At 69.3% G+C, this 22267-nt stretch carries 17 protein-coding genes; 9 read left to right on the top strand and 8 right to left on the bottom strand.

Annotated features, from left to right (window positions below; genetic code table 11):
• Nucleotides 1-56: 56 nt before the first annotated feature.
• Both ABFD52_10010 and ABFD52_10005 read right to left on the bottom strand, forming a co-directional pair.
• The gene (locus ABFD52_10010; GenBank protein MEN6561097.1) at nt 57-797 is read right to left on the bottom strand and encodes a hypothetical protein; all 741 of its coding nucleotides are present in this window, start codon (nt 795-797) and stop codon (nt 57-59) included.
• Nucleotide 798: 1 nt separating this feature from the next.
• A complete protein-coding gene (locus ABFD52_10005; GenBank protein ID MEN6561096.1) occupies nt 799-1980 on the bottom strand; it encodes a Xaa-Pro peptidase family protein in 1182 nt (393 codons plus the stop codon).
• Nucleotides 1981-2127: 147 nt separating this feature from the next.
• On the opposite strand from ABFD52_10005, the gene ABFD52_10000 reads away from it, so the two are divergent.
• From ABFD52_10000 to asd, 4 genes are all read left to right on the top strand, one after another.
• Nucleotides 2128-3975 (top strand): bifunctional homocysteine S-methyltransferase/methylenetetrahydrofolate reductase, encoded by a 1848-nt coding sequence (locus tag ABFD52_10000; GenBank protein MEN6561095.1) that lies wholly within the window; start codon nt 2128-2130, stop codon nt 3973-3975.
• Between the two features lie 244 nt (nt 3976-4219).
• Nucleotides 4220-5434 carry a cystathionine gamma-synthase gene (locus ABFD52_09995; protein ID MEN6561094.1) on the top strand — a complete coding sequence of 405 codons (1215 nt, stop codon included), beginning with the start codon at nt 4220-4222 and terminating at the stop codon, nt 5432-5434.
• Nucleotides 5435-5447: 13 nt separating this feature from the next.
• On the top strand, nt 5448-6260 hold the full coding sequence (locus ABFD52_09990; protein MEN6561093.1) for a hypothetical protein: 813 nt from the start codon (nt 5448-5450) through the stop codon (nt 6258-6260).
• A gap of 14 nt (nt 6261-6274) precedes the next feature.
• Nucleotides 6275-7306 carry an aspartate-semialdehyde dehydrogenase gene (asd, locus tag ABFD52_09985; protein ID MEN6561092.1) on the top strand — a complete coding sequence of 344 codons (1032 nt, stop codon included), beginning with the start codon at nt 6275-6277 and terminating at the stop codon, nt 7304-7306.
• Between the two features lie 16 nt (nt 7307-7322).
• Here the strand turns inward: asd and ABFD52_09980 are convergent, their stop codons facing one another.
• Entirely contained in the window at nt 7323-8642 is a 1320-nt protein-coding gene (locus ABFD52_09980) for a peptide MFS transporter (GenBank protein ID MEN6561091.1), read from the bottom strand.
• A 107-nt stretch (nt 8643-8749) separates the two neighbouring features.
• Here ABFD52_09980 and rhaT point away from each other — a divergent pair, with 107 nt between their 5' ends.
• Both rhaT and ABFD52_09970 read left to right on the top strand, forming a co-directional pair.
• The gene (gene rhaT / locus ABFD52_09975) at nt 8750-9859 is read left to right on the top strand and encodes an L-rhamnose/proton symporter RhaT (protein MEN6561090.1); all 1110 of its coding nucleotides are present in this window, start codon (nt 8750-8752) and stop codon (nt 9857-9859) included.
• Nucleotides 9843-11381, top strand: coding sequence for an exo-alpha-sialidase (locus ABFD52_09970; protein MEN6561089.1), 1539 nt, complete (start codon nt 9843-9845; stop codon nt 11379-11381). The genes rhaT and ABFD52_09970 overlap by 17 nt, the downstream gene beginning before the upstream one ends.
• Before the next feature lie 60 nt (nt 11382-11441).
• Here the strand turns inward: ABFD52_09970 and ABFD52_09965 are convergent, their stop codons facing one another.
• The 5 genes from ABFD52_09965 to ABFD52_09945 form a co-directional block, all read right to left on the bottom strand.
• On the bottom strand, nt 11442-12497 hold the full coding sequence (locus ABFD52_09965; GenBank protein MEN6561088.1) for a spermidine/putrescine ABC transporter substrate-binding protein: 1056 nt from the start codon (nt 12495-12497) through the stop codon (nt 11442-11444).
• A 67-nt stretch (nt 12498-12564) separates the two neighbouring features.
• The gene (locus ABFD52_09960) at nt 12565-13338 is read right to left on the bottom strand and encodes an ABC transporter permease subunit (GenBank protein MEN6561087.1); all 774 of its coding nucleotides are present in this window, start codon (nt 13336-13338) and stop codon (nt 12565-12567) included.
• Entirely contained in the window at nt 13335-14198 is an 864-nt protein-coding gene (locus tag ABFD52_09955) for an ABC transporter permease (protein ID MEN6561086.1), read from the bottom strand. Before ABFD52_09955 ends, ABFD52_09960 begins: the two co-directional genes overlap by 4 nt.
• A gap of 4 nt (nt 14199-14202) precedes the next feature.
• Nucleotides 14203-15351 (bottom strand): ABC transporter ATP-binding protein, encoded by a 1149-nt coding sequence (locus ABFD52_09950; protein ID MEN6561085.1) that lies wholly within the window; start codon nt 15349-15351, stop codon nt 14203-14205.
• 317 nt (nt 15352-15668) lie between these two features.
• On the bottom strand, nt 15669-17834 hold the full coding sequence (locus ABFD52_09945) for a VWA domain-containing protein (protein MEN6561084.1): 2166 nt from the start codon (nt 17832-17834) through the stop codon (nt 15669-15671).
• A gap of 106 nt (nt 17835-17940) precedes the next feature.
• On the opposite strand from ABFD52_09945, the gene ABFD52_09940 reads away from it, so the two are divergent.
• The 3 genes from ABFD52_09940 to ABFD52_09930 all read left to right on the top strand — a co-directional run bounded on the left by ABFD52_09940 (nt 17941) and on the right by ABFD52_09930 (nt 22219).
• Nucleotides 17941-18126, top strand: coding sequence for a hypothetical protein (locus ABFD52_09940; GenBank protein MEN6561083.1), 186 nt, complete (start codon nt 17941-17943; stop codon nt 18124-18126).
• Between the two features lie 60 nt (nt 18127-18186).
• Entirely contained in the window at nt 18187-20727 is a 2541-nt protein-coding gene (gene secA2, locus ABFD52_09935) for an accessory Sec system translocase SecA2 (protein ID MEN6561082.1), read from the top strand.
• 97 nt (nt 20728-20824) lie between these two features.
• A complete protein-coding gene (locus ABFD52_09930; GenBank protein MEN6561081.1) occupies nt 20825-22219 on the top strand; it encodes an amino acid permease in 1395 nt (464 codons plus the stop codon).
• Nucleotides 22220-22267: the final 48 nt, after the last annotated feature.

The raw sequence follows: 22267 nt of genomic DNA, 5'->3' as shown, positions 1-22267 counted from the left end.
ATTATACCAGACGGCTTTTTCCCGTTCATCCCCGGTTCCGGGCACCTTCCCGCCCGTCAGGCGAAGATCAGGACCCCGAGGGCCATGACGGCCAGGGCGAGCGAGAGTTTCCGGGCCGCGCGCCACTCCGTGTTGGCCTGGCGCAGGACCTCGAACTCGGTGACGTAGACGACCTCGCAGGCGCCGTTGCCGCGGTCCGTCCGGACCGTGCTCGAGCGGCGGGCATAGGGCGCCCCCTTGGCGCCGTAGGAGACGAGCCAGCCCTTGAGATGGATCTGGTCGCCCGCGCGGGCCTTGAGCACGGCCTCGGCGACGATCCCGTCGGCGGGGAGCAGGTGGTTGTTCGACAGGCCGTTCTCGCTGAAGAGCTCGCCCGTCTCCCGGTCCGGAAATCGGTAGAAGCACGTGAAATCGCGGTTCCGGAAGGTCATCCGCTTATAGACGCCGGTCTCGACGTTCCGGCCCCAGATGACGCAGATGTCCTTGGTGTTGAGATAGTCGTTCCATTTCTTGTGGGAGAGGTCGATGAACGAGGCCGAGTGATGATACGAGACGACGAGGCCCCAGAGCTCGTAGCCGAAGAGGGGGGTCACCGTGTAGGCGAAGCCCTTGCGCTCGACCTCGAACGGCCCGGGAACGCCTTCACCGGACTGGACCGGGTTCCGGAGGAGCGGCTCGAGGATCAGGCTCTTGTCCGGGAGACGGCCCCCGAGCGCCAGCGAAGCGGCCAAGACCAGCGCCGCGGCGGGCAGGACGACCCGCGCCAGCCGTCGCAGCCCGGGCGCCCTTTCCCCCATGCTAGCGGGCCAGGACCAGGTCCCTCTGCGGCCGGCCCATCCATTCGGCCCCGCTCCCGGTGACGACGACCATCTCCTCGATGGTGACGACGCCGCGGCCGGGGACGGTCAGGCGCGGCTCGATGGTGAAGACCATGCCCTCCTCGAGCCGGCGGAAGGGCTTCTGCGCGTATTTCTCCCAGGCCGGGCCGAGCAGGGCGGTGCCGTCATGGGCGAAGCGGCCGACCTGATGGCCGAGGGCGTGGGGGAATTCGGCGTAGCCGGCGTCGACGACGATCGAGCGGGCGACCGCGTCCACGGCCCGGCCCTCGACGCCCGGCTTCATGGCCCGCTTCGATTCCTCGACCGCCCGGACGATCGTCCGGAAGCCCTTCACGACGTCCTCGGGCGCGCCCGTTTCGCCCGGCGCCGGGACATAGACCGTCCGCTGCATGTCCGAGCAGTAGCCCTCGATCTTGACGCCGAAGTCCATGTTCAGGACGTGGCCCGGCTCGACGGTCCGGCCCGTGGGCGCATAGTGGGCCTGGGCCGTGTCGGGGCCGGTGAAGACGGACGGGCAGGTCGCCCGGCCCCAGGCCGGGACCAGGCGGCGCCGCTCGACCTCGGCCAGGATGAAGTCGGCGATCTCTCTCTCGGTCCGGCCGGGGGCGATGAACCGGCCGGCGAGGTCGTAGATCTCCTCGGTCTCCCGGACGGCCTGCTTCATCCAGCCGATCTCGGCCGGGGACTTCCGCTCGCGCAGGGCCGAGACGATCCTCTCGGCCGGGACGAGGCGGCCGGCCAGGCCGATCTCGCCCAGGAAGGCGTGGAGCGTCAGGTACATGCCGTGGGTCAGGCCGTCGCAGATCTCGCTGGCCTCGGAATAGTTGACGGCGATCGTCCGCGGATCGAGCTTCTTCAGGCATTCGAGGAGCGGCTCCTTGATGCCGGTGACGTAGCCGACGACCTTGTCGTAGGCGCCCGTCTCCTCGACGCCCTTCTGGTCGTAGAGGCCGACGATCGCCCGCGCCCGCCCGTCGGCCGAGACGATGAAAGCCGAATGCCAGGTGACTGGGCCCGGGGCGAGGAAGACGAGGGTCGGGTCGCCGCAGATCTCGCTCTCGCGGGTGAAGGTGATCCAGCAGTCGACGCCGAACTCGCGGAGAAGGCCGGCGGCCTGTTTGACCTTTTCCTGGATGAGCATGTTCCCCTCCTCCGCCTCATATCATATTGAATCGACCGGGGAATTCAAGCCTCCGCGCCGGCCGCGCCCCCGCGGCGGCATCATTCTTCGGCCGTTTGGGCTATAATCGTCCGGCTGCGGGTCCGCGACGGATCTCAAAGGAGAAGCATGAAGAGCACTTTCCTCGACGCGCTGGCGGAGCGAATCCTGCTGGGCGACGGCGGCATGGGGACCATGCTGTACAACAAGGGGATCTATCTCAACGCCTGCTTCGACGAGCTCAACCTCTCGAATCCCGGTCTCGTCCGGGAGATCCACCGGGAATACGTCCGGAGCGGCGCGGATATAATCGAGACGAACACCTTCGGGGCCAACCGCGTCAAGCTCAAGAAGCACGGCCTCGACGACAAGGTCCAGGAGATCAACCGCGCCGGGGCGCGGATCGCGCGCGAGGAAGCCGGTCCCGGCGTCTTCCTGGCCGGCTCGATGGGGCCGCTCGGCGCCAAGGTCGAGCCCTGGGGGAGGCTGGCCGTCCGGGAGGCCGAGGGCGCTTTCGCCGAGCAGGCCCTGAGCCTGCGGGAGGGCGGGGTGGACCTGTTCATCCTGGAGACCTTCCTTGACCTCGGGGAGATCAAGCTGGCGGCGCGGAGCGTGCGGGAAGCCTGCCCCGACGTTCCCATAGTCGCCGAGATGGCCGTCGCCGAGGACGGCGCCGGCCTTTACGGCGCGACGCCGGACGCCTTCACCCGGGAGATGGAGGCCCTCGGCGTCCAGGCCGTCGGGATCAATTGCGGGGCCGGGCCCGCGCTCATGCTCCCGTGCCTCGAGCTTCTGGCCAGGGCGACCTCGCTGCCGCTCGCGGTCATGCCCAACGCCGGCATCCCCCGGAAGGTCGAAGGCCGCAACCTCTATCTCTGCTCCCCCGATTACATGGCCGAATACGCCCGGCGGTTCATCAAGGCCGGGGCGAGGATCATCGGCGGCTGCTGCGGCACGACGCCGGCCCACATCAGGGCCATGCGGGCGGCGATCAGGGCCCTGCCGGCGCCGGCCCGGGAGCGCCTCGCCTTCGCGCGGCCGGCCGAGACCGCCGGGGCGCCGGGGATCCCCGTCCGCGAGAGATCGCCGCTCGGCAGGAAGCTCGCCGACGGCGTCTTTGTGACGAGCGTCGAGGTCGTCCCTCCCCGCGGCTTCGATCCTTCGGCCGCCGTCGAGGCGGCCCGCAAGCTCGAGAAGCACGGCATCGACGGCATCAACATCCCCGACGGACCGAGGGCGAGCGCCCGCATGAGCCCCATGGCCCTGGCCTCCATCCTGACCGCCTCGACCGGGCTCGACATCATCCTTCATTACACCTGCCGCGACCGCAACCTGCTGGGCATCCAATCGGATTTCCTGGGCCTCCAGGCGAACGGCATCCGGAACGTCCTGGTCGTCACCGGCGACCCTCCGAAGCTCGGCGATTATCCCGAGGCCACGGCGGTTTTCGACGTCGACTCGATCGGCCTCGCGGGATTCGTCGCCGGCCTCAACCGGGGGATCGATATCGGCGGCAAGAAGATGGCCGGGCAGACGAGCTTCCTCGTCGGCGTGGGCGTCAATCCGGGCGCCGTCGACCTCGACAACGAAGTGAAGCGGTTCGAACGCAAGGTGGAAGCCGGGGCCGAATTCGCCGTCACCCAGCCGGTCTTCGACATCCGGCTCCTCGAGCGGTTCCTCGAGCGCGTCCGCTCGTGCCGGGTCCCCGTCCTGGCCGGCCTCTGGCCGCTCTGGAGCCTGAGGAACGCCGAATTCCTGGACAACGAGGTCCCCGGCATGGCCGTCCCGCCGGACGTCATGGAGCGGATGAGGCGGGCCCAGGATCGGAGCCCCGAGAGCGCGCGGCGCGAGGGGGTCGAGATCGCCCGCGAGACTCTGGCCCGGATCAAGGGCCTGGTCCAGGGCGTCCAGATCTCTCCGCCGCTCGGGAACTACGACGCGGTCTTCGACGTCCTGGGGATCCCGGGGCGAAGCTGATCGAAAATCCTTGACAGGCCGCCGGAGAAGCGTATAATCGCGCGCATGTTGCGCTTCGACGAGTTCGTGATCGCCGGTCACATGGCGATGCCTTGCCCGGGCACGGGGCCGAAGAATCCGTGCCGGGCGGCTCGTTGAGCTCATCCGCTTGACCTCCTCCCGATGATTCTTCGGGCTCCGGCCCGGGCTCCCTTCACTCCGATCCGATCAATCCCCCAATCCATCCGCATGAAAGGAGAGTCCCATGAATCATCGTTTCGATACTCTGGCCATCCACGCCGGTCAACCCAACGAGGAACGGACCGGCGCCGTCACGTTCCCGATCTTCCAGACCTCCACGTTCGGCCAGCTGGAGCCGGGCCTGACCAGGGGCTTCAGCTACGGCCGGACCGACAACCCCACGCGGCGCGCCCTCGAAGAGTGCGTGGCCTCGCTCGAGGGCGGAGGGCACGGCGTCGCCTTCGGCAGCGGCCTGGCCGCCGCCAGCGCCTGCCTCCAGCTCCTGCGGAGCGGCGATCACGTCATCGCCGGCCGCGACCTGTACGGCGGGGTCTATCGCCTGTTCACGAAGGTCTACGCGAAATTCGGGCTGGACTTCACCTTCGCCGACGTCACCGATCTCGACGCGCTCGAGAGAGCCTTCCGTCCGGAGACCCGGCTCCTGTGGCTCGAGACCCCGTCCAACCCCCTCCTCCGGATCACGGACATCGCCGGGGCCGCGGCCCTGGCCCGGAAAAGGGGAGTGACGGTCGTCGCGGACAACACCTTCGCCAGTCCTTGCCTCCAGCAGCCGCTCAGCCTCGGCGCGGACATCGTCCTCCATTCCACGACGAAGTACCTCAACGGCCATTCCGACGTCATCGGCGGCCTCCTCGTCGCCCGGAGCGCCGACCTGGCCGAGAAGCTGCGCTTCCTGCAGAACGCCGTGGGCGCCGTCCCCGGGCCCCAGGATTGTTTCCTGACCCTGCGGGGGATCAAGACGCTGGGCGTGCGCATGGAAAGGCACTGCCGGAACGCGGCCCGGATCGCCGGGTTCCTGGCGGCCCATCCGAAGGTCCGGCGCGTTCATTATCCCGGCCTGCCCGATCATCCCGGCCACGAGATCGCCCGGCGGCAGCAGCGCCTTTATGGCGCCATGTTGTCCATCGAGCTCCGGGCCGGCCTCGAGGAATCCAAGCGCTTCGCCACCCTGACCAGGCTTTTCACCCTGGCCGAATCGCTGGGCTCCGTGAAGTCGCTCCTCTGTCATCCGCCGACCATGACCCATGCCAGCGTCGAGCCCGAGGTAAGGAAACGGAACGGCATCCCGGACGGGCTCATCCGGTTGAGCGTCGGGATCGAGGATGTCGAGGATCTGGTCGCCGACCTGGACCAGGCCCTGGCGCAGGTCGTCGCCTCGGAAGAAGAGCGCGCCGGCGCGCGCGGCGGCCTGGCCGAAGCGGCCGCGCCGCGGGCATGACGGGCGGACCGTCATGCCCGGAGAGCGCGTTGTCATCAAGCTGGGCGGGTCCGTCCTTGATGGCGAACCCGCCTATGAGGCCGCCGCGGGCGTACTGGACGATTATCTCCGCCGCTCGCCGGCGATCGAGCGGCTCTACGTCGTCGTTTCGGCGCGAAAGGGCGGGACCGACCGGGCCATCGAGGCCCTCTCGCCGGATCCCGGCATCCGGCAGCGCCTCCGCGGATACCTGGCCGGCGAAACGCCGGACCCGGCGGACGCCGCGGCCTGGGACAGTCCCCGGAGCGCCCTGGCCCTGCTCTGGCCGGAGATCGAGTCGGCGTTCCGCCTCGCCGAATGCCTGCGGCGGCAGGGGCGTCGGGCTGACATCGCGACCCAGCTGGGCCTTTACCCGATAGCCGCCCGGGGCTCGTACCTCCGGGCGGACCTGGACCCGGCCCTGTCCCGACGGCGCTTCGCGCGCTTCGACCGCGCCCATCGCCGCTCCCGGATCGTCGTCCTGCCGGGCTTCGGCGCGGCGAACAGGGGCGGCGAGCCGGCGCTCTTCGGCCGGAACGCTTCGGATTACGTCGCGGCCGCCCTCTCCATGTTCGATCCGGCGGTCGGGCGGGTGGTCTTCGTCAAGGACGCCGGGGCGATCTACGAGTCCTTCGAGACCGCCGGCCGGCGGAGGATCGCCGTGACCGACGCGGCGCGGCTGCGGGCGGCCGAATTCGGCCGGGTCCTGGACCGCCGCGTCCTCGAGATCATTCGCTGCGAGTTCCACGTCGTCGGGCGGGACATCCGGCAGGTCGGCACCGTCGTCCTCCCGGCGCCGGCGGCCTGAGAGGGGAATATGCCATGAAGAAGATCAAGGCCGCAGTCCTGGGAGCGACGGGGATCGTGGGCCAGCGCCTCGTCGGGATCCTGGCCGCCCATCCCTGGTTCGAGATCGAGGCCCTGTGCGCGTCGGCCGAGAGCGCGGGCCTGCGCTACGCCGAAGCCGTCCGCGGGAGATGGCGGGCGCCCGGCGACATCCCGCCGGGAGCGGCCGGGATGGTCGTCCAGCCCTGCCTGCCGGACATCGGCGTCCGGCTCGCCTTCAGCGCCCTGGAAGCCGGGCCGGCGGGCCCCATCGAGGAATCCTTCGCCCGGGCGGGCTGCCTCGTCTGCACGAACGCCAGGGACCACAGGATGTCGGCGGACGTGCCGCTTCTCGTCCCCGAGGTCAACGCCGATCATATCGAATCGGTCCGGCGCCAGGGCTACGGCTCCGGCGGCATCATCGCCAACCCCAATTGCGCCACCGCCGGCCTGGTCCTGGCCCTGGCCCCGCTCCATAAGGCCTTCGGCGTGCGACGGGTCTTCGTCGCGACCATGCAGGCCCTGTCCGGGGCCGGCTATCCCGGCGTCCCGGCGCTCGACGCCGTCGGCAACATAATCCCCCTGATCCCCGGCGAGGAGGAGAAGATCGAAAGCGAGCCGCTGAAGATCCTGGGGGACGGGACGCGTCCGGCCGGCTTCCGCGTCAGCGCCTCGTGCCATCGCGCGGCCTCGCTGGAGGGACACCTGCTCTCGGCCGCGGTCGAATTCGAGCGGGGCGCGTCGTGCCAGGCCGTCGCCGCGGCGATGTCCTCCTTCGCCCCGCTCCGGGACCTCGGTCTGCCGGGCGCGCCGGCCTTCCCTCTCTTCGTTCATCCGGACGGCGACCGGCCCCAGCCGTGCCGTGATGCCGGCCGGGGCGACGGGATGACGGTCACCGTGGGCCGCATCAGGCCCGACCGGCTTTTCGACTGCCGGTTCACCGCCCTCGTCAACAACCTCGTCCGGGGCGCGGCCGGTGCGGCCGTGCTCAACGCCGAGCTGGCGGTCCGGCGCGGATACCTGTCCTGACCTCCGGGCGCCGGGCCTAGCTTGTCCAGCGCCGGAGCTTTTTCATGAAAGCCAGGACCAGGACGGCGGCCAAGGCCAGGAGGACGGCAAGGAAAAGGAAGTACTGGTGATGGGCCAAGGCGCTGTAGGACTTGCCGAGCAGGCCGCTGCCGTAGCTCCCGACGGCCGTGGCCGCGAACCAGCCGCCCATCATCAGCCCGGCGATGCGCGGCGGGGCAACCTTGGAGACGAAGGACTGGCCCATGGGCGAGATTAGGATCTCGGCCACCGTGACGAGGAAGTAGGTTCCGACGAGCCAGGCCGGGGACATGATGTTCTTGTCGAGGTTTCCCCCGGCGAGAGAGGCCCCGGCCATGACCATCATGGCCGCGCTCATGACGGCCATGCCGATGAGGATCTTGACCGGCGTCGAGGGCTCCCGTCCGCGGCGGTTCAGGCGTCCGAAAAGCGCCAGGAGCAGCGGCGTCAGGGTCAGGATGAAGAACGGCTCGAAGAACTGGTAGGTCTCGGGCCGGAGCCACTTGATGGCTACGGTCGAGCGCTCGGCGAAGAGGGTCAGGCCGAAGAAGTTCTGGTAGAAGGCGACCCAGAAGAAGATGACGATGAGGAAGAGGGTGACGAGCGAGGCGATGCGCTGGCGCTCCTCGCGCCTGTCGACCGAGGGGCAGGAGGGGGCCGGGGCCGGCCCTGCGGCGGCCGCCGCCGATGACGCGGCCGGGGACGGGGCGCCGCCGCCTCCGAGCTTGCAGTCGAATGGCCGGAGGCGGGATTCGCCGGCGCGGAAGATGATCAGGGCGAAGACCATGCCGGCCCCGGCGACGGCGAACGACAGGTTATAGCTGTGGAAGCGCACGCTGATGAAGGTCGCCAGTAGCGGGGCGACCATGGCCCCGAGGTTGACGCCCATGTAGAAGATGTTGTACCCGGCGTCCTTGAGCTCGGGCTTCCCGGCGTAGAGGTTGCCGACCAGGACGGCCATGTTGACCTTGAACAGGCCCGTCCCGAGGCCGATGAGGAAGAGCCCGAGATAGAAGGGGATTACGCGGCCGGGACCTGAGACGGCCAGCCCGACGTAGCCGAAGGCCATGAGGACCGCGCCGGCCCGGACCGTCCGGATCTGGCCGACGATCTTGTCCCCGAGCCAGCCGCCGAGGAGCGGCACGAAGTAGCAGAGGGCCAGGAAGAGCCCGTACGAGTCGCCCTTGCGGCCGTCGGACCAGCCCAGGACCTTGTCCATGTAGAGGACGAGGATGGCCATGAGCGTGTAGAAGCCGACCCGCTCCCACATCTCGGTGAAGAAGATAAAGGCCAGGGCGCGGGGGTGTTTCTTCAGCATCAGTCTCCGCCTTTCGCGGGTATGCTACCAGAAAAATGGGGGACATGATACCCGCGTTTGACTTCGCCGCCGGGGGGGCGATATAGTCCCACACTTATGGAGGCCCGATGAATCCGAATCCTTTCCTTGGCGTTTTCCTGCATGCCCTCGGCGGTTTCGCCGCCGGGAGCTTCTATATCCCCTACAAGAAGGTCCAAGGCTGGGCCTGGGAAGTATACTGGCTCGTGGGCGGCTTCTTCAGCTGGATCATAGTGCCGTGGATCGTCGGCTTCCTGACCTGCCCGGGCGTTGTGGGGGTTATTCGGTCCGCGTCGTCCCGAACCCTCCTGTGGACCTATCTCTTCGGCGTACTGTGGGGCATCGGCGGCCTGACCTTCGGCCTGAGCATGCGTTACCTCGGCCTGTCGCTGGGCATGGCCCTGTCGCTCGGCTTCTGCGCCGTGTTCGGGACGCTCGTGCCGCCCATTTTCGAAGGGCGCATCGCCGGGCTCGTCGCCTCGACGCCCGGCCGGATCGTCCTCCTTGGCATTGCCGTCTGCCTCACGGGCATCGCCATGTGCGGCCAGGCCGGCATGAAGAAAGAGAAGGAGCTCTCTGACGCCGAAAAGAAGGCCTCGATCGCCGAGTTCAGCTTTGTCAAGGGCGCCTGGGTGGCCGCGTTCTCGGGGGTCATGAGCTCGTGCATGGCCTTCGCCTTCGCCGCCGGCAAGCCCATAGCCGAGGCCGCCATCCGGAACGGGGCGCGGCCGCTCTTCCAGAACTTCCCGGTGATGATCGTGGCCCTGCTCGGCGGCTTCACGACGAACTTCATCTGGTGCGCCGCGCTCAGCGTCAAGAACAGGTCCGGGCGCGACTATCTCCGGGTCCGGCCGGCCGAACCGGCCACAGCCGCGGCTGCGGCCGCGGCCGATCCGGCGCCGGCCCGCCGCCCCTCGCTTCTCCTGAACTACATCTTCTCCGCACTGGCCGGCACGACCTGGTACTTCCAGTTCTTCTTCTACGGCATGGGCACGACGAAGATGGGCCGCTACGACTTCTCCAGCTGGACCATCCACATGGCCTTCATCATCACCTTCAGCAGCCTGTGGGGCATCTTCTTCCATGAATGGAAGGGGACCGGGAAGCTCACGCGCCGGCTGGTCGTGGCCGGGATCGCCGTCCTCATCTTTTCGACCGTAGTGGTCGGGGCGGGGAACTACGTTGCGACGCTCAAATAGGGCGTTTCCCGCCGGGACCCTGGCGGTCCTGGCGGCCGTCCTGTTCGCCGGCTGCCGGAACGCGTCGCGGTCACCCGCGGCGGTCGTCCTCCGCGAGGATATCTTCACCCGGGCGCCGTTCGCCCAGTGCCACGCCTCGACGATCGTCGAGACCGCGTCGGGGCTCGTGGCCGCCTGGTTCGGGGGAGCGGCCGAAGGGGATCCCGGCGTCGGCATCTGGCTGGCCCGCCGCGAGGCCGGGCGATGGTCGGCCCCGGTGGAAGTCGCGCGCGGCGCCGCGGCGGACGGCACGGCCGAGCCCTGCTGGAACCCGGTCCTGTTCCGCCCGGCGGCGGGACCCCTCCTTCTTTTCTATAAGGTCGGCCCCTCTCCTTCGCGCTGGCGGGGCATGCTGATCCGGTCCGCGGACGACGGCCGGACCTGGGGCGCGCCGGCCCCTCTTCCCGGGGGGATCGTCGGGCCGGTCAAGAACCATCCGCTCGAGCTCGGGGACGGCGCGATCCTCTGCGGCAGCTCCACCGAGGACGGCGGCTGGCGCGTCCATTTCGAGACGACGCGGGACGGCGGGGCGACGTGGGCGGCGGCGCCGCCGATCAACGGCGGGGCGAAGCCGGGGCTCATCCAGCCGGCGCTGCTGCGGACCGCCCGGGGCGGCCTTGTCGCCCTGATGAGGAGCGACGCGGGGCGGATCTACGAGAGCCGGAGCGCCGACGGCGGCGCCGCCTGGTCGCCTCCGGAGCCGACGGCCTTCCCGAACCCGAACTCCGGCATCGACGCCGTGACGCTCCGCGACGGCAGGCAGGTCCTGGCCTACAATCCCGTCACCGAGGGCCGGGGCGTCCTGGCCCTCGCGGTGTCGGACGACGGGCGGAACTGGACGAGGGCCCTGAGCCTCGAGGAGGAGAAAGGCGCTGAATTCTCCTACCCGGCGGTGATCGAGACGGCCGACGGCCTCATCCATGTGACCTACACCTGGAAGCGGCAGCGGATCCGTCACGCGGCCGTCGATCCCGCCGTCATCCGGGCCCGCTACGGCCATGACACGGAGCGCCGGGCCCCCCGCGTCTGCGTCATGGAGACCTCGCTCGGGACGATGGCTTTCGAGCTCTACGCGGAGGACGCGCCCAAGACCGCGGCCCGGTTCGAGGCCCTCGTCCGGAAGGGCTTTTACGACGGCAAGGACTTCTACCGGGTCGTCCGCGGCCATGTCATCCAGGCGGGCGGCGGCGGCGCGCCGACGCTCCCGCCCGAGTTCAACGCCCGGCCCCACCTCGTCGGCACGCTGGGGCTGGGACGGACGGGCGACGAGTGGAGCGGCGACTCGGAGATCTATGTCTGCGTCGCGCCGCGGCCCCATCTCGACGGGCGGTACACCGTCTTCGGCCGGATCATCGAGGGCTTCGACGTCCTCGAGCGCATCGCCGCGGTGCCGGTCGAGGAGCGCTGGGAAGGGCCGGACCGGAAGATGGCCATGCACAAACCGCTCGAGCCGGTCCTCATCCGTCGCGCCACCATAAAATAAAATTGGGGGACATGATGCCCGTTTTAGGAAAATAGGAAATGGGTATCATGTCCCCCTTTTTCAACGGGCGGACTTGAGGCGGTCCCAGACGGCGACGTAGAGGGCGTTGGCAGCGCCGACGTCGCCGATCATCTCGCTCCTGGCCCGGATCTTCGGGTCCATGAAGATCCCGGGATTGCCGCGGATCTCCGCCGGCAGGAGGGGATAGGAATCCTTGTTCGGGCAGAGGTAGAAGACGAAGGCCGTGTTCTCGGCCGCTACGGCCGGGTCGAGAAGGAAGTTGATGAAGGCGTGGGCCAGGCGGGCCTCCCGGGCCCCGGCCGGGATGACCAGGTCGTCGCAGGAGATGACCGTGCCTTCCTCGGGGATGACGAAGCGGACGTCCGGGTTCTCGCGCCGGACCTGGAAGATGTCGCCGCTCCAGGCGTGGACGAGCAGGAACTCGCCCGAGGCCAGGCCGAGCTTGTACTGCTCGTTGTCGAACTTGGCCAGGTTCTTCTTCCATTCGACGAGGACCGTCTCGGCCTCGGCCAGATCGGCCGGGTCCGTCGTGTTGATGCTGCGGCCCCGGAGCTTGAGCGCCGCGCCGATCGTCTCGCGCATGTCGTTGAACATCGTCATGCGGCCGGCCAGGTCGGCCCGGCCGAACATCCGCCACGACGGCTCGACGCCCGGGACCCGGCCCTCGAGGTAGGCGATGCCCGTGTTGGTGATCATGTAGGGCACGGAGTGGTCCATGGCCTTGTCGATGGCCATGGCCAGGTAGTCGGGGTCGATGTGGACCAGGTTGGGGAGCAGCGAATGGTCGAGCCGGGAGACGAGCCCCTGGGCGTGCATCAGGCTGACCATGTAGCTCGAGGGCATCAGCAGGTCGTAGCCCGAGGCCCCGGCCTTGAGCTTGGCGTACATGGCCTCGTTCGACTCGAACGTGTCGATGACGACCCGGCAGCCCTGTTCGCGCTCGAAGCGGCTGACGATCTCGGGCTTGACGAAATCGGACCAGGTGTAGACGCTCAGGACGGCGCGGGCCTTGCCGCAGGCGGTGGCGCCGCTACCGAGCACCGCGGCGAGAAGCAGCGCCGCGGCGGCCCGGATGGCTCGGTTCCCGTTCCTCATCGGCTTTTCTCGAAGGCCCGTTATAGTCCCTTTCGGGCGGCTTTTCAAGACTCGACGAGGGCGCCCTTCAGGAGCGGCGGGAGGCCAGGCGCTGGCTCAGGAGAACGGCCGTCAGCGTCACCGCCAGGAGCAGCGTCGACAGGGCGTTGATCATGGGCGGCGCGCCGTACTTGATCATGCTGTAGATGCGGAGCGGCAGTGTCGTCGAGCCCGGGCCGGCGACGAAAAAGGTGACGACGAAATCGTCGACCGACAGGGTGAAAGCCAGCAGCGCCCCGGAAACGATCCCCGGCATGAGCAGCGGCAGCAGGACCCGCCGCGCGGCCTGCCAGGGGCTGGCCCCGAGGTCGCGGGCGGCCTCGATGACCGAGAAATCGAAGTCCTGGAGCCGGCCGAGCACGGTCATGGCCACGTAGCTGACGCAAAAGGTGACATGGGCCAGGAAGATCGTGAACAGGCCCAGCGGCAGGCCGACGGCGACGAAGGCCATGAGCAGGCTGATGCCCATCAGGATCTCGGGCACGACCAGGGGCTGGTAGATCAGGGTGTAATGGAGGCGCTGCAGCCGGCTCGCGGCCCAGCGGTGGAGAGCGTAGGCGGCCATCGTCCCCAGCGTGACGGAGACCGCGGTGGCCGACACCGCGATGATCAGCGTGTTCCGCACCGCCTCCCAGATCTCGGGCGAGTGGAAGAGCCGGGCGTACCAGACGAGCGAGAAACCCTCCCAGCGGCTGGAGAAGCGGGCCGGGTTGAAGGAGTTGGCGACCAGGATGAGGATCGGCAGGTAGAGGAAGGCCAGGACGAGCGCCGTGACGGCGATCGGGAAGCGGCTTCGCTTCACGGCGCCTCCCCGATGACGATGTCGGACTTCTTGCCCTTGCGCTGGAGGGCGAGGATGGCCGCGAGCGGGGCCAGCACGGCCAGGACCAGGACGGCCGAGACGGCGCTGGCCAGGGGCAGGTTGCGGTCGCTGAAGACCCGCTGGGCGATCTTGTTGCCTATCATCTCGCTGGACGGGCCGCCGACGAGGTCGGGGATGATGTACGAGCCCAGGGCCGGGACGAAGACGACGAGCACTGCGGTCACGACGCCCCGCCGGATGCCCGGCAGGAAGACCTTGCGGAAGGCCTGAAACGGCCGGGCCCCGAGATCCCGGGCGGCCTCGACCAGCCGGAAATCGAACTTCTCCGCGGCGGCGTAGATCGGCAGGATGGTGAATGGCAGGAAGGTGTAGACCATGACCAGGACGACCGCCGCCGGATGGTAGAGCAGGGTCGCCTGCGGCCCGACGAGGCCGAGCGCCGCCAGGGCCCTCTTGACCGGCCCGTCGGGGTGGAGGAGCGACCGCCAGGCGAAGACGCGGACGAGGAAGCTCGTCCAGAAGGGTACGATGACGAGAAGCAGGAGGCGGTTCCGCCAGCGGGCCGGGGCCCGGGCGATGGTGTAGCCGGCCGGCAGGGCCAGGACGAGGGAGATCGCCGTCGTCAGCAGGCTCATCCAGAGCGTCCGCCAGGCAATGACAAGCGTGCCCGGCGCGGCCAGGGCCCGTACGGTCTCCAGCGTCCAGCCGCGGCCGATGCCCCCGTAGGGATTGGACGGCCGGAAGGCGATGACGAACACGAGCAGGGTGGGGATGACGACGAACAGGCCCAGCCAGGCGACCGTCGGCAGGCTGACCAGCCATTCCGTGCGCCGCTTCATCGTCTCAATCGCCGACGCGCTGCGGCGGCACGGCCAGCAGGCCCTCGTCGTCCTTGCGGAAGTGGTCGAGCATGAAGCCGTCGTCGGCGTGCCACCAGATCCAGCATTCGTCCTTCCAGCGGATGGGCTTCTCGTCCAGGAAATAGCGGTCGTGCTGCCGCAGGACCTGGATCCGGTAGCCGTTCGCCCTGACCCAGTACTTGGTGTTCGAGCCGAGGTAGATGACGTCCTCGACGACGGCCGGGACGAAGTTGCGCCGGGGCTTGTCCTCGGGCCGGTCATGGGAGATGTGGATCTTCTCCGGCCGGATGCTGAGGAAGATGGGCTGTCCCGGCTGGATGGCCTTGTCGTTGAACGAGACGATCTCCGGCAGGCCGGCGATGGCCAGGCGGCAGTACTCGCCGTCGAGGCACTCGCGGACCCGGCCCTCGAGGAAGTTCGTGTCGCCGATGAAGGCCGCGACGAAGCTCGTCCGGGGCGACTCGTAGATCTCGGCCGGGGCGCCGGTCTGCTCGATGCGGCCGCCGTTCATGACCGCGATCCGGTCGCTCAGGCTCATGGCCTCGGCCTGGTCGTGGGTGACGTAGAGGAAGGTGATGCCGACCTCGTCGTGGATGAGATCGAGCTCGATGAGCATCTTCTGCCGGAGCTTGAGGTCGAGCGCGGCCAGCGGCTCGTCGAGGAGCAGGACGTCGGGCTTGTTGACCAGGGCCCGGGCCACGGCCACCCGCTGTTTCTGCCCGCCGGAAAGCTGGGCCGGCTTCTTCTCGGCCTGGTCGGCCATGCGGATGAGCTCGAGCATCCGGTCGACCTCGGCCCGGATCTCCTTCTTCGGCCGCCTGGCGATGGCCAGGCCGAAGCCGATGTTGTCGCGGACGGTCAGGTGGGGGAACAGGGCGTAGCTCTGGAAGATGGTGTTGACCTTGCGCTTGTCCGGAGGCAGGCCGGTGATGTCACGGCCGTCGAGAAAGACGCGGCCAGCGTCCGGCTGCTCGAAGCCGGCCGCCAGGCGCAGCATGGTCGTCTTGCCGCAGCCGCTCGGGCCGAGGAGTGAGAAGAACTCGCCCTTCCGGATCTCGAGGGAGACGCCGTCGACAGCCTGGATGGCCCCGAAGCGCTTGGCGACCCCGCGGAACTCGAGGAACTCAGCCAACGCAGACAGGCTCCCCGGCCGGCGCGGCGATCATGGTGCTTCGGAGATGCGTGTTCAATGCCGCTCCATTATGGGAAAAACCGGAAGAGATTTCAATCGAAAGAAACGCCTCCTTCCAGAGGTTCTTTTGCCGGTTCCGGGGAGTCCCTCTCTTCGGCTTGGCTCAGGGTATCGCCTCTTGCTCCCCGGCCCCCCGGGAACCAGTCGTCCGGTTCCCCCCGCTCCGCGGGTCCCCTCTCCACGGACGGGGATCTTCGAGGCGATGCCCATCGCCGCCGCGAGAGGGATGCCTGGTGATGGGAGAAGAGCCTTTTGAGCTAGCGGAGGGAGAGCGCCGTGAACGCGTGCCCGAGCGAGCCGGAGGCCTTGTCTCCCGCGTACAGATGGAGATAGTACTCGCCGGGCGCGAGGCCGGCCGTCGCCAGGCCCAGCGTCAGGACCTCGAGGGGCCCTCGCGGGGCCCGGCCGGAGATGGTGACGGGGACGGGCGTCTGCCGTCCGTTAGAGGCGTCGATCAGGGTGGCCTTCACGGCCAAGTCGGCCGGCGTCCCGCCGCCCGGCCCGGCGCAAGGGACGACGACCGTCAGGCCGGCCGCGGCCGCCGGGGCCTCGCCCGCCAGCACCGGCGCGTAGATCGAGCTGTCGTAATCGTAGAGGTCGGCCCAGGGGAACGGATCCCGGCCTTTCCCGGCCGCGGCGCAGACGAGCGGGCAGCCGGCCCGGGCCTCGAGGACGAGCGGCGTCCCGAGCTCGAGCCCGGCCGGCTGCGGCCGGCCCAGCACGGCCTTGGCCGACGCCACCGCGCTCAGGCCCGATTCCATGTCCCGTATGACCAGCCGGCAGCCGTAGTCGCCGGGCGCGAGCGCCGATCCCGCGGCGAAGGCCATCTCCCGTCCCCGCATCGGCGCCAGGTCCCTCTCCTCCCGGACGATACCAGCGAGGTCGCCGGCGGCGTCGAAGAACAGGGCCACGAACTCGACACGGCGGCCTGCGAACCTGGCCGTGACCTCGCCCGGCAGCCGGGCCAGCAGGGCCAGGCGCGAGACGCCTTCCGCGGCCGAAGCCAGCGCCGTCATCGGCACGCTGACCGGCAGGCGCGAGAAGGACCTCTCGTTCAGGGCCAGGTCGAAGAGATGGATCTGCTTCTCGAGGTCGGAGTACTGGGCATAAGGCTTGGGATCGAAGTACCCGGTCTGGGCCCGGACCTCGCAGCCCTTGCGCCTGACCTCGACCTTGACCTCGTGGAACTGGCCGTTCCACTGCTCGTTGACTGAGTACCCGAGGACGTAATAGGTCCCGGTCAAGTCTCCGACCTGGCCGATATTCTTCTCGTACATGTTGATGTTCGAATAGAACTTCCCGCCGGTCAGGTCGCTGAAGCGCTTGAGCGAGTTGAGGCCGGTCGCCTTGTCGTCCTTGAAGATGAACGTGGGGTCGATGGCCGTGGTCATGGCCCGGCTGCCCATGGCGAAGGTCTCCTCGTCGTAGGTGAAGAGGGCGGCCTCCTTGGCCGACTCCCGCGTGTCGAAGGCGTAGAAGGAGCAGCCCGAGGCGCCGAACTCCCTGTACATGGCCTCGTTCTGCCGCCGCAGGGCGTCGTCCCCGGAGGCGCGGCCGACGTCGGACCGGTTGAAGACGTTCCCCGACGCGTAACCGTAGATCAACGAGTTCGGGATGCCGGTCGAGAACAGGATGAAGCTCTTCTCCCCGTCGACCAGCCGCAGGGCCCGGGCCAGGGCGGCCATCTTCTGCATGTACTGCAGGGCCATGCCCCGCGATTCCTGGCGGTTCGCCTCGGACTCGGCCTTGAAGCCGAGGGCGAACGACCCGCCGCTCTCCTGGACGAGCCGCCAGTAGGAGTCCTCGATCTCGGTCGCCCGGCCCTTGACGTCGGCATGGCCGATCTTCTCCACGACCCGGCGGACCTTGGCGTGGTCCGGGGTCAGGTATTCGTGGAAGGCCAGGCCGCCGACGGCCGAGTAGGTCAGGACGGCCACCTCGTCCTCGGCCCGGACGGCCGTGTCCAGGAAATGAAGGGCGGCGGTCCGGGCCTTCAGGATGCCGCGGACGTTGTTGTAGGCGAAATCGAAGAACAGGAAGAACTTCCGCGCGGCCGGGCGGACGGCCGGGGAGGAGGCCGGCGCGGGTTCGACCGCGGCCCCGGGCCCGGCGTCGCCGCCGCCTGCGGCCGCGGCGGGGGAGAGGGCGTGACGCTCGAATTCCGTGATGGTCACGGGCTGACCGTTGTCGGCGACCGTGAACTCCTCCCGGGTCAGGTCGAGGATCGGGTTCCCCTTCTTGTCGGTGACGTGGACGGGAACGAGCTTGAGCACGACGGCCAGCTCGTACCGGAGGGGTTTGGCCGGCGCCTGCCGGTCTTGGGGCGACACGGGCACGATATCCTGCGGCGCGGCGAGCCCGGCGACGGCGAGGACCAGGACCGCGGCCCGAACCGCGGCGGGAGCCCTTCGGGGGAGTTTCATCGCTCAAGCATGAGGTCGGGGAGGGCGGTTGTCAAGAGGGGACTTGCCGGTTGACGTACGGGCATGGGCAAGTTAAGATATCAAAAGATAAAGAAAGGGAGAAGCGTTGGCCGCGCGGTTCGCCGTACCGTTCCTGATCCTGGCAGTCCTCTTCCTGCCTCTGCCTTTCGTTGTCGCTTTCTTCGTCTTCGGCGCCCTCCTCGCGGCCCGGCCGCGCGGCGAGCCGTGCCGCGAGTCCGCCGCCCTCCGTCGGCCCGCCGGTCCCGCCCTCCTCCGAAGCCCGCCCCGCTGACCTCCTCGTCCGTCTCCGCGTCGCGTCGAGAGACCCCCTGAACTGTCGAGGAGGACCATCATGATCGAGACCAACACGGCCGGCCCGTCCGGGCGGCCGACACGACCCGGCCGCCGGCCGCACGCTTTTTCGGCCCGGCTCGCGGCGGCCTTCAACAGGTTCCGCGGCTGTCCGGTCGAAACGGATCTGGCCGGCTACGAGCGGACCGTCCTGAGGATGCGCGGCCTGGCCGATCGCCTAGGCCTGGCCGGCATCCCCGACGCCGAGATCGCCAGGCGGGCGGCCGCCCTCCGCCCGCTCCTCTCGGAGCCGTTGGCCGCGAGGGGAAGGCCGGCCCGGGAGGCTTTCGACGGGGCCGGCGTCGAAGCTTTCGCCCTGGCCGTCGAGGCCGCCCGCCGGGCCGTCGGCCTGGCCGCCCACGACGTCCAGGTCGTCGCCGCCCTGGCCATGGCCGACGGGAACGTCGCCCAGCTGCCGACGGGCGAGGGCAAGACCCTGGCCGCCGTGTTCGCCGCCGCCTTCTTCGCTCTCTCCGGCCGGCCCGTCCATGTCCTGACCTTCAACGATTACCTGGCCCGCCGCGACGCCGCCTGGATGGGTCCGGCCTACCGGCTCCTCGGCCTGTCGGTCGGGGCCGTCCAGGAAGGCCAGGACAAGCCGGCCAAGCGGACGGCCTACGCCTGCGATGTAGCCTACGCCACGGCCAAGGAGGCCGGGTTCGATTATCTGCGCGACCGTCTGGCGCTCGAGCCGGACGAACTCGTTCATCGCCCCTTCGCGGCCGCCATCCTCGACGAGGCCGACTCCATCCTCATCGACGAGGCGCGCATCCCGCTGGTCATCTCCGGGACCGCGGCGGCGGCCGCGGCGGACGCGTCCCGGCTGGCCTCGATCGTGCGCGGCCTCGAGCGGGGCCGGGACTTCGAGACCGACGCCGCGAACGCCAGCGTCTTTCCGACGGACGCGGGACTCCGCCGGGTCGAATCCCTCCTCGGCCGCGGCGACCTGTTCGCCGCCGGGAACGAGACGCTCCTGGCCGCCGTCCATTGCGCGCTTCACGCCCAGGTCCTGCTCGAGCGCGACGTCGACTACGTCGTCCGCGGCGGCCGCGTCGAGATCGTCGACGAGTTCACCGGCCGGGTCATGGACAAGCGCCATTGGCCCGACGGCCTGCAGGCCGCGGTCGAGGCCAAGGAAGGCGTGGACCGCGGCGCCGGGAGCCGCATCCTCGGGTCGATCACCCTGCAGCACTTCTTCCGGCTCTACCCGACGCTATGCGGCATGACGGCCACGGCCGCGCCGTCGGCGCGCGAGCTCAGGGAATTCTACGGAATGGGCGTCGTCGTCGTCCCGCCCCACAGGCCGTGCGTGCGCCGCGACCTGGCCGACGTCGTTTTCAGCCACAAGGCCGCCAAGGTCGCCGCCCTCGTCCGCGAGATCGCCGGGGCCCGCGCCTCCGGCCGGCCCGTCCTGGTCGGCACGGCCAGCGTCAGGGAGTCCGAGGAGCTGGCCGCCGCCCTCGCCGCCGCCGGGCTCGCGTGCAACGTCCTCAACGCCAAGAACGACGAGGCCGAGGCGGAGATCGTCGCCCGGGCCGGCGCCCCCGGGGCCCTGACCATCTCGACCAACATGGCCGGCCGCGGCACGGACATCAGGCTCGGCGGCCCCGACGAGCGCGAACGCGACCGGGTGGCGGCCCTGGGCGGCCTCTACGTCATCGGCACGAACCGCCACGAGAGCCGGCGCATCGACGACCAGCTCCGAGGCCGGGCCGGGCGCCAGGGCGATCCCGGCTCGTCCCGGTTCTTTATCAGCCTCGAGGACGACGTCTTCGAGCGCTACGGCCTCGCCGGCCGGCTCTTCGCCCGCCACGGGCTCGAGCGGCAGAACGCGCCGGTCGAGAGCGGCCTCCTGCGCCGGGACATCCTCCACGGCCAGAGGGTCATCGAAGGCCGCAACCTGGACATCCGCCGCGCGCTCTGGGATTATTCGACGCTGGCCGAAACGCAGCGGCGCATCGTCGCCGGCTGGCGGGACGCCGCCTTCGGGCCGGCGGGGGAGGACCCGGAGGGCGCCCCCTTCCCGACGTCGCCGGAGCTCCGCGAGGCCGGGGCGGCCAGGCTGGGCGCTGAGGCGTTCGACAGGGCGGCGCGGCGGGCGGCGCTCGTCCAGATCGACGCGGTCTGGGCCGATCACCTGGCCTGGCTGGCCGATCTCCGCGAGGGCATCCATCTCGTCTCCATCGGCCGGCTGGAGCCGCTCCTGGAGTACCAGAAGGCGGCGACGGACGCCTTCCTGGGGCTCGAAGGCCGGATCCGGGACGCGATCGAAACGACGCTCCGGCCTATCATTGCCCGCGGGGGGCCCGTCGATCTCGAAGCGGCGGGCCTGAAGGGGCCGTCGTCGACCTGGACCTACCTCGTCGACGACGACCAGCTCGGCTGGGGCGTCCAGCTGCTCAGGGGCGGCAACGTCGGCTTCGCCTCGGTCGCCGCGGCGTTCTACGGGCCCTTGTTCGTCCTGGCCCTGATCGCCAGCCGGTTCGGCAGGAAACGGCGGCGGACCTCCGGCGGGAACGCGGACGGCGGCCCGGGCGCTTAGAAGAAAAGAAGGGACCTTGTCCACCTCCTATCCTCAGGTTTGACAGGGACAGGCGCCCCGGATAAAGTAAAGGCTCCGCGTCCAGAGAGGCAAAAAAGTGAACAGCGCTCCGACCCAGGCCTGCGATGCCGTGTCCGTCCCCTCCGCCAACGGCCTGGAGCGCAAGCTCGGCCTCTTCCCCCTGACCAACATCGTCATCGCCAACATGATCGGGGCCGGCATCTTCACGACCTCGGGCCTGTTGATGGGCGACCTCCACAACTCCGTCGTCATGCTGGCCCTCTGGCTCGTCGGCGGCCTGGTCGCGCTCTGCGGCGCCCTGAGCTACGGCGAGCTCGGAGCGGCCATCCCTCACGCCGGCGGCGAGTATGTCTTCCTGGCCCGCCTATATCATCCCGTCCTCGGCTTCATGGCCGGCTGGGTCTCGTTCTTCGTCGGCTTCTCCGCGCCCATCGCCGCCTCGGCCATCGGCTTCTCGGAGTATCTGACCCGGGCCTTTCCCGGCCTGCTCACGCCAGGTCTCTTTCCGGGAGCGGGCGAAGCGATGATCATGAAGAAGCTCTATGCCATCATGATCATCGCCGTTTTCACCTTCATCCACACCCGCGGCCTCGAAGCCGGGGCCCGGGTCCAGAACGGGCTGACCGGGCTGAAGATACTGCTCATCGTCGGCCTTGTCGGCGCCGGCTTCGCCTTCGGCCGGGGAAGCTTGGCCCACCTCGCCGCCGCGGCGCCCTTCCGCTTCGATTTCGCCGGGATAAAGACGCTGGGCCTGTCGCTGATGTGGATCATGTTCGCCTACAGCGGCTGGAACGCCTCGGCCTACGTCGGATCGGAGGTCCGCGACCCGTCGCGCAACCTGCCCCGCTCGCTCATCCTGGGGACGGCCGTGGTCATGGTCCTCTACGCCGCTCTCAATCTCTTTTACGTCTACGCCATCCCGCCGGCCCAGATGGAGGGCGTCATCTCGGTGGCCGGCCTGGCCGCCGGGAACCTTTTCGGCCAGTCGGCCGGGACCGTCCTCTCGCTCCTGATCTCGTTCGCCCTCTTCTCTTCGCTCAGCGCCTACCTCATCCTCGGGCCGCGCGTCTACTTCTCGATGGCCCGGGACGGCATCTTCTTCAAGTCCATCGCCTTGGTCGACCCGAAGTCCGGCGTCCCGACCCGGTCGATCCTCCTCCAGGGCGGGATCGCCGCCGTCATGGTCCTCTTCGGCACGTTCCAGCAGCTCCTGACCTACATGGGCTTTTCGCTCGGCATCTTCCCGCTGCTGGCCGTGCTCGGCGTCTTCAAGCTCAGGCGCACCGGCCGGAGCGTCGTCAAGCTGCCGGGCTATCCCGTCGCCCCGGCCGTCTATCTCGTTGTCGGCGCGGCCGTCCTCGTCTTGTCGTTCCTGCGCCAGCCGGCCGAGTCCCTGGTGGCCATCGCCACGGCCCTGGCCGGCATCCCGATCTATTGCCTGTTCCGCCGGGCCTCGCGTCCGAAGGCCTGAGCCCCGTTCCCCTTCCCAGGGCGGCGCCCGGTCCTCCGCCCCGCCCCC

The sequence above is a fragment of the Acidobacteriota bacterium genome (genome assembly GCA_039683095.1).
In the GTDB taxonomy this organism is placed as follows: Bacteria; Acidobacteriota; Aminicenantia; order Aminicenantales; family Saccharicenantaceae; genus RBG-16-66-30.
This window is presented reverse-complemented; position numbering and strand designations above follow the sequence as displayed.

Bases quoted from the DNA above. Each gene is read 5' to 3' on its own strand.
- ABFD52_10010 (MEN6561097.1), bottom strand. From the start codon at position 797: ATGGGGGAAAGGGCGCCCGGGCTGCGACGGCTGGCGCGGGTCGTCCTG.
- ABFD52_10005 (MEN6561096.1), bottom strand. From the start codon at position 1,980: ATGCTCATCCAGGAAAAGGTCAAACAGGCCGCCGGCCTTCTCCGCGAG.
- ABFD52_10000 (MEN6561095.1), top strand. From the start codon at position 2,128: ATGAAGAGCACTTTCCTCGACGCGCTGGCGGAGCGAATCCTGCTGGGC.
- ABFD52_09995 (MEN6561094.1), top strand. From the start codon at position 4,220: ATGAATCATCGTTTCGATACTCTGGCCATCCACGCCGGTCAACCCAAC.
- ABFD52_09990 (MEN6561093.1), top strand. From the start codon at position 5,448: ATGCCCGGAGAGCGCGTTGTCATCAAGCTGGGCGGGTCCGTCCTTGAT.
- asd (MEN6561092.1), top strand. From the start codon at position 6,275: ATGAAGAAGATCAAGGCCGCAGTCCTGGGAGCGACGGGGATCGTGGGC.
- ABFD52_09980 (MEN6561091.1), bottom strand. From the start codon at position 8,642: ATGCTGAAGAAACACCCCCGCGCCCTGGCCTTTATCTTCTTCACCGAG.
- rhaT (MEN6561090.1), top strand. From the start codon at position 8,750: ATGAATCCGAATCCTTTCCTTGGCGTTTTCCTGCATGCCCTCGGCGGT.
- ABFD52_09965 (MEN6561088.1), bottom strand. From the start codon at position 12,497: ATGAGGAACGGGAACCGAGCCATCCGGGCCGCCGCGGCGCTGCTTCTC.
- ABFD52_09955 (MEN6561086.1), bottom strand. From the start codon at position 14,198: ATGAAGCGGCGCACGGAATGGCTGGTCAGCCTGCCGACGGTCGCCTGG.
- ABFD52_09945 (MEN6561084.1), bottom strand. From the start codon at position 17,834: ATGAAACTCCCCCGAAGGGCTCCCGCCGCGGTTCGGGCCGCGGTCCTG.
- secA2 (MEN6561082.1), top strand. From the start codon at position 18,187: ATGATCGAGACCAACACGGCCGGCCCGTCCGGGCGGCCGACACGACCC.